Here is a 12,485-nt window from a genome sequence, read left to right on the forward strand (position 1 = left end):
AAACTTTATCCTATTATCTGGTCGTAATACGTCCTATTTTTTCCACACGACCCGTTCCATATAATTACTTATAAAACCTAACCCGTAGGCTATCAATTGTGTATAGGCAGCCACAATCCCCAATCCGGCAACACGAATACTTTTTGTGCTAAACCAAGCGTGTAAAAACAACAAGAATGTATAAATCAGCAGCACTATATTGCCAATACTGCAAATTATCGGTAATACAGGGATTTCGCTCATACTTCCCCAATTAACCAGATTCAATAATATCAATCCGGATAAACCCAGCACAAAAACGGCAGGCAGGGCATGTACCAGCTTCAACTCTTGCGGAAAAAGTTTATAAATATCTATACGTCCCTTGCCAAAACCATAAGTCTGCTTAAAAAACTGCTTAAAAGTAGCTCTACGCTTATGATATACAAATGCTTCGGGAATTAATCCTACGCGAAAGCCTTGCTGCATCATACGGATGCTAAATTCAATATCTTCTGAACGACGAGCTAATTTGAATCCCCGTGTTTGCTCATAAACTTTTTTAGATATCCCCATGTTAAAACTCCGTGGATGAAACTTTCCTACGTGTTGTTTATTTCCCCGGATCCCTCCTGTCGTAAACGGGCTGGTCATCGAATAGGATATAGCTTTTTGAATATCGGTAAAGGATGGATGCGCGGCATCTGGCCCGCCAAAAGCATCCCAACCATCACGTTGTATGCCGATGGCTACTTGCTGTAAATAATCCTCCGGCACGATAATGTCTGAATCAAAAACAATAAAATAATCGCCCTTTGCATGGGTGAAGCCGAAATTACGTGCAAACCCCTGCCCTTCGTTTTTTTTCTCATAATAGCGAATATCCAACCTGTCGCGGTAGCTTTCCACAACGTGTTTAGCCGGTTTAGACGAGCCATCCTCCACCACAATCACCTCAAAAGGTGAATATTCTTGTTGAGTCAATGATTCCAAAAGCTCGTCAATTTCCTGTGGTCGGTTATACACAGGAATCACAATCGAGAAAAACATATGCTAAATTTCTTTTTCGATATGATATTGGTTTCGTTCAGAAGAATTACGGGAAACAAGTTCGGCTATAAAACCAGTCAGAAATAATTGCGTTCCAATTAGAATAGCAACCAAAGAAAGATAAAACAGGGGTTGGTCTGTTATATTTCGGTATACGGTCCCTTCCGCAATGCTTCTCAATTTTTCGAATATCAAATAACAGGTAATAAAAAAACCGATCATAAAACTCAAGACACCGATAGTTCCGAAAAAATGCATCGGACGTTTACCAAACTTTCCAACAAAAAAGATGGAAAGTAAATCCAAGAAGCCTTTAACAAATCGACCTGGACCAAATTTTGTCGTTCCGTATTTACGCGGATAATGTTTAACTATCTGTTCCTGTATATTCCTAAATCCTGCCCATTTTGCCAAGACCGGTATGTAACGATGCATTTCCCCATACACCTCAACACTTTTCACGACATCTTTGCGATAGGCCTTTAACCCACAATTGAAATCATGTAGATTATATATTCCCGACATGCTACGCGTTACAGAATTAAACAGCTTTGTAGGAATCGTTTTGGTTAATGGGTCGTAACGCTTTTGCTTCCAGCCCGACACCAAATCGGCACCACGGTTCTTTATCCGGTCATACAACTCGGGGATTTCATCAGGGCTATCCTGCAAATCAGCATCCATGGTGATCACCACATCTCCTTGGGCTGCACTGAATCCCACATTTAAGGCTGCTGATTTACCATAATTCCGACGAAACTTGACGCCTATAATCTGTTCATGCCGTAGTTTTAGCTCCTCAATTACTTTCCAAGACGCATCATTGCTCCCATCATCCACCAAAATAATTTCATAGGAAAAGCCGCGTTCGTTCATCACCCGGCGAATCCACTCCGTTAATTCAGGTAAAGATTCTTCCTCATTATATAAAGGGACAACAACCGATATATCCATATTATTCTTCCTCGGGCTTATCTTGCCTTTCGTTGTCTTCTTGGTTTAAATTATTCTGTACAGGCAAAAAGACTGGTCTTTCACGTTTTAAGATCGCCGCAAGAATCAACGCAAAAATGAAATACATAATCAATGCCACGCCCAATCCTTTAAGATTTTGCCCAATGGAAAACTCCCGTAATTCATCTCTTTGCTTTTCTAAATCAGCCACTTGCTTATCAATAAGGTCATCATCTGCTCCAATACTTTCCATGGTTTCGATGGTTAAATTGATCGTTTTATCAAAAACGATTTGCTGTGGTTCGGGATTCGCTAAATTGAACAAAGCACCGCCTACCGTGGAGATAATAACCGTAATGGCCAACATCACAAAAATTCCTTTCAACGCTTGGCTAAAATTCCAAAACCCTCCTGCCACTCGTCTCAGTAGTACCGCAAAATAAGCAGACAATGCAATGATAAGCACAAAAGAAATGCCCCCTGTCACCATCGAGCTTATCTTAAAGTCTGCGCTGTTTACTAGCACATACATGGACACAATGCTTATAACCAAAGAGATAACGCCTAAATAAATCCCATATTTAATACCTTCTTTTTTTACTTCTTCCGTAGGAAAAGTTGAATTAAAATCGTGATTCATAATCTATTTATTAAAATTTACAATAATCTGGTAAATAGCGCCATCCAACGGTTTATTGTCGGAAACATCGAGATATTCCGTTACTTGTTCCTTTTCGGGATGTGGCTCATTGAAGAAAGACATTACCGGATAGAACAGCTCCTTCAATTCATCTTGCGGAGATAATGACGAAGCTACTTTATGTATTTCAGCAAAGGTACTCTCCACCAAAATCTGATTAGCGATTACCTTTTCATAAATAGCATATTCATCCTGAAACTCATCTTCTTCGACCAAAAGAAATTCTTTTAAATAGTCGTCCAGCGAGGGATCTATATCGTCATCCTCACACTCCTGCAAATAGAGAAACATGTTTAATAACTCGGTGCCTCTATCAATGGTTTCTTCTTCAATGGCTTCCCATTCTGGGGAATCCAAATAGTCTTCTTCCAATTTCTGCACATCTTCTGCAAAGAAGTTGACCATCAATAAATCGAAGTAAATCTCCCGAAGTTCTTCGAAACGTTGGTGTTCATTGAAAGCTTCGTCCAATGCCTCCACTTTATCGATGAAAGGCGCCTCTTTATCAAAAGCCTGTTGCAAGGCTATCTCAAATGCTCCTACATCAATTCCTTCGATCTGTGCATACGTGTGCATACCGGCGTCAAACGCCTTTTTTACTTTTGCATCCATATCTTATTTATTTTCAACCAATTGACTATGGTTAATTACTAACTTTACTTTACCTATTAATTCTTGTCCAAAAACAGGACTATTTTCCGATTTCGATTTATTCGTATCCGCCGTCAATCGCCATTTTGCATGCATATCAAACAGCACCAGATTAGCTTCGCTTCCCTCTTCAAGTGTTGGAATATCTTTACCGACGACTTGTCTGGGTTGTACAACCAAATACCGAATAATATCGTCGGGAGTGAGCCCAGCCTTTATTAAAAACGGCAATGTTGTTTGCAAACCTACTATACCTTCTTGTGCGATATGAAACTCCACATTCTTATATTCTACTTCGTGTGGTGTATGCTGTGAAACAACAGCATCTATCGTTCCCTCTTTCAACCCTTTCAAAAGTACTTTTATATCTTTCTTAGTGCGCAGAGGTGGATTGACCTTAAAATTACTGTCAAACCCCACCACTTCCTCGTCCGTATACACGAGATTATGCGCCGCAACGTCGCAGGTCACTTTTAGTCCTTTTGTTTTAGCCTTTTTTATCAAATCTACTGATTCTGCCGTAGAAATACATGTAAAATGAACACGAGCGTCGTTATATTCAGCTAAGAACAAGTCTCGAGAGACCATGAGTGATTCCGCTAAATTTGGTTTCCCTTTCATGCCTAAATACGTGCTCATCTGTCCTTCGTTCATTTGATGCCCGCCAGCTACAGTTTCGTCTTCTGCAAAAGAGATGACCAATCCTTCAAATCCTTTGGCATACAACAATGCCCGGCCCATTAGACCTGCTTGCTGAACGGCTTGATTTCCGTCACTGAAAGCTATTGCTCCCGCCTTTTGCATGTCATATAACTCTGCAAGTTCCTTTCCTTCGCGCTTTTTGCTTATCGTACCCACCGGATATACATCTACTATATTTCCTTTAGCGGAATTGACGACCAATGCAACTTCCGAGCGACTGTGAATAGGTGGGTTTGTATTCGGATAAACAGCTACTCCCGTGTATCCACCCGCCGCCGCCGCTGCAATACCTGTCGTGATGTCTTCTTTGGTTTCTAAGCCTGGTTCACCAAAATTAGCATGCAAATCGAAAAAACCGGCTGAAACCACCGCTCCTTTTCCATCTACAATATGTAATTTTTTAGTTGTCGGCTTGATGTTCGGCGCGATACGGCTAATACGTCCTTTTTCAATAAGTATGTCAACTATCTTTCCGTTCTGCGGATGACCGGGCAATATAAGCTGCGCAGAAGAAATCAATATATTATCCATGAATAGTATTTAAACAAAAAGGTAATAAGAAAAAGTGTGTGTTTAATCGGAAGGTAAACGAAACATATACAGGAACAAACCAATGCTGCTTTGCTGGAGATAAACCAATGAAATATGGAATGTAATTATCCAATTTTATACGTTGTTTCATTGAAAAACAAATGTACAAAATATATCGAAACCCCGATATTGAAAATGTGGTTTTTATTACTGATCGCCCCAAGCGTAACTATCCACGTGAAGATCACAGAGCGAAAGTACCCTGTCTACTACTGTAGCAGCTAGTTCTTCGAACGTTTTGGGAAGACTGTAAAACGACGGGCTTGCCGGGCATATAATCCCTCCAGTTTGCGTTATTAAATGCATATTTTGTATATGGATAGCGCTTAATGGGGTTTCGCGCGTAACCAGCACCAGTTTTCTACGTTCTTTCAAAATGACGTCTGCTGCCCGGGTAGTCAAATCAGAGGATATCCCGTGCGCAATGCGTCCTAATGTACCCATAGAACAGGGACATACGATCATCGTTTCAAAGCGAGCGGAACCCGAAGCAAACGGGGCCATAAAATCGTTTTTATTGTAAAATGTAAAAGGATACTGTTGGTAATCCTCCGTTCCCAACTCAAATTTCCACACGTCCTTCGCGTTGTCAGACATCACCACACCCACTTCCGCCACTTGATCATTCAGCTTGCTTAATTTATCCAATAGTACCTTGGCGTATATCGACCCGCTAGCGCCGGTAATTGCAACGATTATTTTCTTTTTTTGTTTCATAACGTTCTAGACAAAGCTATCAAAAAATAAGGTTTATTTTATACAATTTTTGTGTCGCTCAAGCCGTGGCATGGCTCATACTTTTTTTTCCGCAAAAAAAGTATGCAAAAAAACTCGCCACTTTAAAATTTTGAATGGAGGAATAGTGCATAAATTAGATTTCTACATATTTCAAAATTTTATATGTGGCATTTAGGTGTTAAAGAGGGGACAGTACAATTGTATGAACCCTCCCTTAACATTAAAATGCCGCATACGAATGTTTTACAACTGTACAAACTCATCCTTAGTAGTCCCCCCAATGTAAAACATTCGAAGCGGCGATTTTTTCGTTCTTTTTTCTAAAAAAAGAACTAAATTAGAATTATGTTCAAAAAATCATTCGCCCCTATTATTCCCGAAAAGAGCAAACTTCTGATTTTAGGCTCCTTACCGGGCGACAAATCGTTGCAGGAAAACCAATATTATGCGCATCCCCAAAATCGCTTTTGGAAGATATTGGCTTTACTCCTATCCGTACCGGTTCCGATGGACTATGCTAGTCGAGTCAACTTGTTACATCAACATCATATTGCATTGTGGGATGTCTGTGAAGCAGCTATTCGAAAAGGTAGCATGGATACAGACATTTTAGCGGAAAGTCCTAACAAAATAGACCAATTGCTTCAAGATAATCCCGATATCAGGACTGTTTGCTTTAACGGACAAAAAGCACAAAAGCTATTCGACAAATATTTTAAACGGACTGCTGGCATTCAATATATCACACTTCCGAGCACGAGCCCCGCGAACGCCAGTTTTAATCAAGAACGGTTGTTAGGCGCTTGGGAAGTCGTTCGTAAAATGGCAAGCACAGCTTAATAATTTATCTTTCCGTTATAGGAATATCATTGGGTTTATTATTTTTGCACATACGATGTCAGACTTAAAATACAACCAAAGGGGTGTGTCCGCCGGCAAAGAGGATGTACACAACGCGATCAAGAACATTGATAAGGGTTTATTCCCGAAAGCTTTCTGTAAAATCATACCCGATATACTGGGAGGCGATGAAGCTTGGTGCAACATTATGCATGCGGATGGTGCGGGCACAAAATCGTCGCTGGCTTATGTGTATTGGAAAGAGACCGGTGACAGCTCTGTTTGGCGCGGTATCGCCCAAGATGCCATTATCATGAACCTAGATGACCTTCTTTGTGTGGGTGCAATTGACAATATCTTGCTTTCCTCTACCATTGGACGTAATAAAAACGTCATCCCGGGTGAAGTAATTGCTGAAATCATCAACGGCACAGAAGATATTCTTGCGGAATTGCGACAATTGGGTATTGGCATCTACTCAACCGGAGGGGAAACTGCTGACGTCGGTGATTTAGTACGCACCATTATTGTGGATAGCACCGTAACCTGCCGAATGAAACGGGAAGATGTTATTTCTAATCACCGTATCAAAGCCGGAAATGTTATTGTCGGATTAGCATCATACGGACAAGCTAGTTATGAAAAAGAATATAACGGCGGCATGGGGTCCAATGGTTTGACGTCAGCCCGCCATGATGTTTTTCATAAATATATAGCTGAAAAGTATCCAGAAAGCTATGACCCTGCTGTCCCTTATGAATTGGTATTTTCAGGCAGCTGCAATTTAACAGATCCGATAAGCGTAAATGAGCATGAAAAAGTGACGGCCGGAAAGCTTGTCCTCTCTCCTACACGTACATATGCTCCCGTCATCAAAACGATTCTCGACAAGTATCGTCCGCAAATTGATGGCATGGTTCACTGTTCGGGAGGGGCACAAACCAAGGTATTACATTTTGTTGAAGATGTGCATGTTATCAAGGATAATTTATTTCCTGTTCCTCCCCTGTTTGATCTGATTCAAAAACAATCGAACACGGCTTGGGAAGAGATGTATAAGGTCTTTAACATGGGGCATCGTATGGAGCTGTATGTTCCACAGGAGATTGCTGAAGATATCATCAACATATCCGAATCGTTTGGTATTCCGGCACAAATTATCGGCCATGTAGAAGAGGCCACTTCAAAGAAAGTTACTATTCGCTCGCCACACGGAGAGTTTATTTATGAATAAAGAGCAGGGAGCATCCTTACCCTCTAATTAGAGATAAATGCAAGAGAAACGTATCATTGGCCGCATAGAAATAGTAGATCTACCCGAGTTGGGACTCTATAATATTTGTGCAAAAGTGGATACGGGTGCGGAAACCTCTGTATTACATTGCAATCAATTTGAAATTTTCGAAAAGGATGGACATCGCTATATCCGATGTACTATCCAAGGACACCCGGACTTTACTTTTCTTATCCACCGGGAGCGCGTAGTAAAAAGCTCTTTCGGACAGTCCGAAACACGACATATTTTTATAACGAAGATCAAATTATTCAACAAACTACTCGACATCAAACTATCGGTAAGAGATCGTTCTACCATGTCTTATCCCATGCTGTTGGGGAGAAATTTCATTAGTGGCAAGTTCTTAGTCGATGTATCACAAGACCATCTGGCAAAGAATATATAAATGATACGCCAAACTTATCCTAGACTCATCTGTTTTACCTATAAAAAATACGCTCCGTGAATATTGCTGTATTATCTACAAATAAAAATCTTTATTCGACCAAACGTTTAGTCGAAGCCGTTCAATCCCGTGGGCACCATTGCGTCGTCATCGACCATAGCAAATGCTACGTGGGTATTCAACAGGGAAAACCTACTATTCATTATAAAGGGCAAGATTTATCCCATATCGACGCCATTATTCCACGGATCGGTTCGTCACTGACGTTCTATGGTTCGGCCATCGTGCGTCAGTTTGAAGTGATGGGTGTCGTATCTGCCAACCCAAGCCAGGCTATTACACGTTCTCGGGATAAACTACGTTGCATGCAAATTTTGTCGGGTGCTGGTCTCGGTCTCCCAATCACCGGTTTTGCGCGTTCTGTTTCCGATGTAGACGATTTGATCAGTATGGTCGGTGGTGCACCGCTGGTGATTAAGCTATTAGAGGGAACACAAGGTATAGGCGTCGTATTGGCAGAGACAAAGAAAGCTGCCTCTTCGGTTATCGAAGCCTTTTATGGCCTAGGCAACAACATTCTGATACAAGAATATATTAAGGAAGCAAAAGGAACGGATATCCGGGCATTTGTTGTGGATGGCAAAGTAGTAGGCGCTATGAAACGTACGGCTAAAGAGGGAGAGTTTCGGTCGAATCTCCACCGCGGCGGGAGCGCCGAAATTGTCAAGCTGACACGTGCAGAAAAGCAGACGGCTGTGTCCGCAGCCAAAGCCATGGGACTCACCGTAGCAGGCGTAGACATGCTCCCCTCCGCACGTGGCCCCCTCATCCTGGAGGTCAATTCATCGCCGGGGCTAGAAGGTATTGAGACCGCCACAGGAAAAGACATTGCCTGCGAGATTGTGAAATACCTAGAAGGGCAATATGCTATCACACAGGCCGCAAGAGCCGTAAACACCAAACGCAAGGTGAAAAAAGAGAGCAAACTGTAAGCCCGCTATTTTTAATCTTTCCAAATATGTGTTATGCTAGCATAGTATTAAACCGTATCGCTATATTTGTGTAGAAACCAACTAAAATAGTTATGATGGGTCAAATCATCTTCTTTTGTTTGTTCGCACTCGCCGTAGTAATTTTCGCTAGAAACGCTCGCCGTATCTACAAAAATATAAAGCTTGGCAAAGCAATAAATCGAAGCGACAGACCGGTTGAACGCTTGAAATTGATGTTTCTGGTTGCTTTCGGACAAAAAAAGATGTTCAAGAAGCCACTTCCTGCCTTATTGCATTTAGGTGTATATGTGGGTTTCTGTATTATCAACATCGAGATGCTGGAGATCGTTATCGATGGATTATTCGGCACACATCGTATTTTTTCGTCTTTAGGATCTTTTTATGATGGGCTTATATACGCTTTTGAGTGGCTGGCTTTCGCCGTACTATTCAGTTGTGTGATCTTTCTTATTCGACGAAATTTCCTACATATTTATCGTTTTAGCGGCCGAGAGCTCAAGAACTGGCCAAAAACAGACGCCAATCTTATCCTAATTGCGGAAATCTTACTCATGACGGCGTTTCTTTTCATGAATGCCGCCGACTTTAAACTTCAACAACTTAATCATCCAGCCTATCATCATGCAGGCGCATTTCCCGTCAGCCAGTTTCTACTTCCCTTATTGCCGGAATCTACCTCTATTTTGATAGGAATAGAAAGATTCGCTTGGTGGTTTCATATTATCGGCGTGTTAGCCTTCTTAAACTACCTCCCGATATCGAAGCATTTACATATTATTCTGGCTTTCCCGAACACCTATTTTTCGAAATTGGAACCGAAAGGTAAATTCAACAATATGCCTGCTGTAACCGAAGAAGTAAAAGCGATGCTAGATCCATCACTTCCCCCCCCTACAGGAGAAGTTAGTCGGTTTGGTGTGAAGGACGTACAAGATCTCACTTGGAAAAACCTATTAGACGCCTATACCTGTACCGAATGCGGCCGTTGTACGGCTGCCTGTCCTGCTAACATTACCGGTAAGCTGTTGTCACCTCGTAAAATTATGATGGATACGCGAGATCGACTAGCAGAAGTAGGACAAAATATAGCAAAAAACAGCGCTTTTCAAGATGACAACAAATCACTAATAGATACCTATATCACAAGAGAAGAAATATGGGCGTGCACAACGTGTAACGCCTGTGTAGAAGCATGCCCCGTGAATATTGACCCTTTAGAGATTATTATTGGATTACGCCAATATGCGGTAATGGAGGAATCACAGGCACCCGCGAGCATTAACGCGATGTTCGGCAATCTAGAAAATAACGGAGCTCCCTGGAAGTACGCACAGGCGGATCGTGCTAATTGGAGTAAAGAGTAACACGTGAAGCAAATGTAAAAACAAATCACGAGTCACGAAAAACGAACAACGATTTATGGAAAATCAACTTCATATCCCTACGGTAGCAGAAATGATAGCCAAAGGCGAACGTCCGGATATTTTGTTTTGGGTTGGATGTGCAGGCAGTTTTGACGAGCGTGCCCAGCGTATCACCAAATCTATTTGTAAAATTCTGCACCATGTAGGCATCAAATATGCCATTTTAGGTACAGAAGAAAATTGCACCGGTGATCCCGCAAAAAGAGCGGGAAACGAGTTTCTTTTTCAAATGCAGGCGATGATGAATATAGAGGTCCTAAATGGATACGAAATAACGAAAATTGTCACGGCCTGTCCCCATTGTTTCAATACGCTAAAAAATGAATATCCGAATTTAGGCGGAAATTTCGAAGTTATCCATCACACTCAACTAATCCAATCGTTGATAGCCGAAGGAAAGCTCAAACCTGCTGATGGAAATGAATTCAAAGGAAAGCGCATCACCTACCACGATCCCTGTTATTTAGGTCGCGCCAATGAAGTATATGAAGCCCCCCGGCAAGTATTAGAGGTACTTGATGCAGATCTGGTTGAATTAAAACGTTGTAGGAGCAATGGCCTATGTTGTGGCGCAGGTGGCGCACAAATGTTCAAGGAACCCGAGCCGGGAAGAAAAGATATCAATGTCGAACGTGTGGAAGATGTTATTGAATCGCGGGCAACTATAGTCGCTGCCGCTTGCCCATTCTGTATGACTATGCTACGGGACGGTGTTAAAGCGAAAGAAAAAGAGCAAGAGATTCAGGTACTAGATGTTGCCGAAATTACTGCTAAGGCGAACAAGCTATGACCGACAGACCCCAAACACGCTGCTATGATGCCGCCGAATAATAAAAAATTTACCTTAGGCAGAAGAATCCGAAGTTTCAAATATGCTTTTAAAGGATTACTTCATCTTATCCGTGAAGAACCTAATGCTAGGATACATTTTGTTGCCGGTATTATCGCAATAATCTGCGGATGGTATTTTGACATTGATAAAAGTGAATGGTTAGCGGTAATCTTATGCATCGGAATTGTCTTCACAACAGAAATACTCAATACAGCGGTAGAGAATATCTGTGATTATATATCACCGACGTACCATCACAAAATCAAAATAATCAAAGATCTAGCCGCAGCAGCCGTATTGATAAGCGCTCTTATGTCGGTCGTTATTGCTGTTTATATCTTCGGCCCCAAATTGCTGGCCATATTATAAACAGCACATATTGATTTTTTGCTATTCTGTAGCTTTTTTCAGTGTTTCAATATCGATTTTCTTCATTTTGTAAAAAGCTTCGCTTACTTTAGGTGCAAGCTGCGGATCGGTCATCCAAACGACTAATTGCTTCGGAATCACTTGCCACCACGCCCCAAACTTATCCCTGATCCATCCACACTGGCTTTCTTCCCCACCCGCTGCAAAAGCATTCCAGAAGTGGTCAATTTCTTCCTGTGTTTCACATTCAATGAACATGGAATTTCCCCACGAAAAATGAAAATCATGCCCGTTTCCACCGTCCATTGCCGCCATAACATAATCGTCCAGTACAAACTGCGCGTGCATCACTAAACCTTTCATCTGCCCTTCCTGGTGTTTCATCACACCGTCCAATTTGCTGTTTTTAAACAGCTTTACATAAAAATTCAATGCTTCTTCTGCCTTGCCATTGTATTCTTGGGTGAACATATAAGTCGGAATGAATTTTTGTCCATGCACATCGTCATTTACTTCCCCAAAATACAGTTGCCAAGAAACACCAAATTTGTCCTGAACCCAGCCGTATTTTTCACTCCAGTCATATTTATCAAGTGGCATCAACGTCTTTCCGCCATCCGATAGTCTGTTCCAGATGCTTTCCAGTTCAGCTTTATCTTCCAAAACAACCATATACGAAACAGCAGGATTAGGCTTGATTTCCGGTCCGCCATTAAGCGCCAGAAATTTTTGCCCACTTAGTTCAAACGTCACCACCATTTTTGTGTCTGTCGTGATTTTTCCGTCACCGAATGTGTCCATGTAAAATTGGGCGGCATCTTTTCCGTCCTTGTCGAACCAGATGCAGGGATAAATATTATTTTTCATGATGAAATACGTCTTTAATTTTCATATAAAATATACTTTCAACCTTGCTAAAAGTTTAGCCGTTATGACAACAACAAGTTATAGAAATATTTT

14 protein-coding genes are annotated in these 12,485 nt (G+C 41.5%); 7 read left to right on the top strand and 7 right to left on the bottom strand.

The window, feature by feature from the left end; all coding sequences use genetic code 11:
* Positions 1 to 33 precede the first annotated feature (33 nt).
* The 6 genes from H8B06_RS06885 to H8B06_RS06910 all read right to left on the bottom strand — a co-directional run bounded on the left by H8B06_RS06885 (position 34) and on the right by H8B06_RS06910 (position 5,344).
* Positions 34 to 1,029, bottom strand: a complete 996-nt coding sequence (locus H8B06_RS06885; protein ID WP_190993558.1) for a glycosyltransferase — start codon at positions 1,027 to 1,029, stop codon at positions 34 to 36.
* A 3-nt stretch (positions 1,030 to 1,032) separates the two neighbouring features.
* A complete protein-coding gene (locus H8B06_RS06890; RefSeq protein WP_190993559.1) occupies positions 1,033 to 1,983 on the bottom strand; it encodes a glycosyltransferase family 2 protein in 951 nt (316 codons plus the stop codon).
* A gap of 1 nt (position 1,984) precedes the next feature.
* Positions 1,985 to 2,623 carry a DUF4199 domain-containing protein gene (locus tag H8B06_RS06895; protein ID WP_190993560.1) on the bottom strand — a complete coding sequence of 213 codons (639 nt, stop codon included), beginning with the start codon at positions 2,621 to 2,623 and terminating at the stop codon, positions 1,985 to 1,987.
* A gap of 3 nt (positions 2,624 to 2,626) precedes the next feature.
* Positions 2,627 to 3,295 carry a hypothetical protein gene (locus tag H8B06_RS06900; protein WP_190993561.1) on the bottom strand — a complete coding sequence of 223 codons (669 nt, stop codon included), beginning with the start codon at positions 3,293 to 3,295 and terminating at the stop codon, positions 2,627 to 2,629.
* A 3-nt stretch (positions 3,296 to 3,298) separates the two neighbouring features.
* Positions 3,299 to 4,567, bottom strand: coding sequence for a dihydroorotase (locus H8B06_RS06905; RefSeq protein ID WP_190993562.1), 1,269 nt, complete (start codon positions 4,565 to 4,567; stop codon positions 3,299 to 3,301).
* Positions 4,568 to 4,774: 207 nt separating this feature from the next.
* The gene (locus H8B06_RS06910) at positions 4,775 to 5,344 is read right to left on the bottom strand and encodes a UbiX family flavin prenyltransferase (RefSeq protein WP_190993563.1); all 570 of its coding nucleotides are present in this window, start codon (positions 5,342 to 5,344) and stop codon (positions 4,775 to 4,777) included.
* A gap of 366 nt (positions 5,345 to 5,710) precedes the next feature.
* Here H8B06_RS06910 and H8B06_RS06915 point away from each other — a divergent pair, with 366 nt between their 5' ends.
* The 7 genes from H8B06_RS06915 to H8B06_RS06945 all read left to right on the top strand — a co-directional run bounded on the left by H8B06_RS06915 (position 5,711) and on the right by H8B06_RS06945 (position 11,525).
* On the top strand, positions 5,711 to 6,205 hold the full coding sequence (locus H8B06_RS06915; protein ID WP_190993564.1) for a DNA-deoxyinosine glycosylase: 495 nt from the start codon (positions 5,711 to 5,713) through the stop codon (positions 6,203 to 6,205).
* A gap of 55 nt (positions 6,206 to 6,260) precedes the next feature.
* Positions 6,261 to 7,439, top strand: a complete 1,179-nt coding sequence (locus H8B06_RS06920) for an AIR synthase related protein (RefSeq protein WP_190993565.1) — start codon at positions 6,261 to 6,263, stop codon at positions 7,437 to 7,439.
* 37 nt (positions 7,440 to 7,476) lie between these two features.
* Positions 7,477 to 7,887 (top strand): ATP-dependent zinc protease family protein, encoded by a 411-nt coding sequence (locus tag H8B06_RS06925; protein ID WP_190993566.1) that lies wholly within the window; start codon positions 7,477 to 7,479, stop codon positions 7,885 to 7,887.
* Between the two features lie 56 nt (positions 7,888 to 7,943).
* Positions 7,944 to 8,879 carry a 30S ribosomal protein S6--L-glutamate ligase gene (gene rimK / locus H8B06_RS06930; protein WP_190993567.1) on the top strand — a complete coding sequence of 312 codons (936 nt, stop codon included), beginning with the start codon at positions 7,944 to 7,946 and terminating at the stop codon, positions 8,877 to 8,879.
* Between the two features lie 92 nt (positions 8,880 to 8,971).
* Positions 8,972 to 10,264, top strand: coding sequence for a (Fe-S)-binding protein (locus H8B06_RS06935; RefSeq protein ID WP_190993568.1), 1,293 nt, complete (start codon positions 8,972 to 8,974; stop codon positions 10,262 to 10,264).
* Positions 10,265 to 10,319: 55 nt separating this feature from the next.
* Positions 10,320 to 11,114: a (Fe-S)-binding protein gene (locus tag H8B06_RS06940; RefSeq protein WP_190993569.1), complete on the top strand. Its 795-nt coding sequence runs from the start codon at positions 10,320 to 10,322 to the stop codon at positions 11,112 to 11,114.
* Between the two features lie 24 nt (positions 11,115 to 11,138).
* Entirely contained in the window at positions 11,139 to 11,525 is a 387-nt protein-coding gene (locus H8B06_RS06945) for a diacylglycerol kinase family protein (RefSeq protein ID WP_223857514.1), read from the top strand.
* A gap of 21 nt (positions 11,526 to 11,546) precedes the next feature.
* Here the strand turns inward: H8B06_RS06945 and H8B06_RS06950 are convergent, their stop codons facing one another.
* Positions 11,547 to 12,392, bottom strand: coding sequence for a VOC family protein (locus H8B06_RS06950; RefSeq protein WP_190993570.1), 846 nt, complete (start codon positions 12,390 to 12,392; stop codon positions 11,547 to 11,549).
* Positions 12,393 to 12,485: the final 93 nt, after the last annotated feature.

The organism is Sphingobacterium micropteri, from assembly GCF_014692515.1.
Classification (GTDB): domain Bacteria; phylum Bacteroidota; class Bacteroidia; order Sphingobacteriales; family Sphingobacteriaceae; genus Sphingobacterium; species Sphingobacterium micropteri.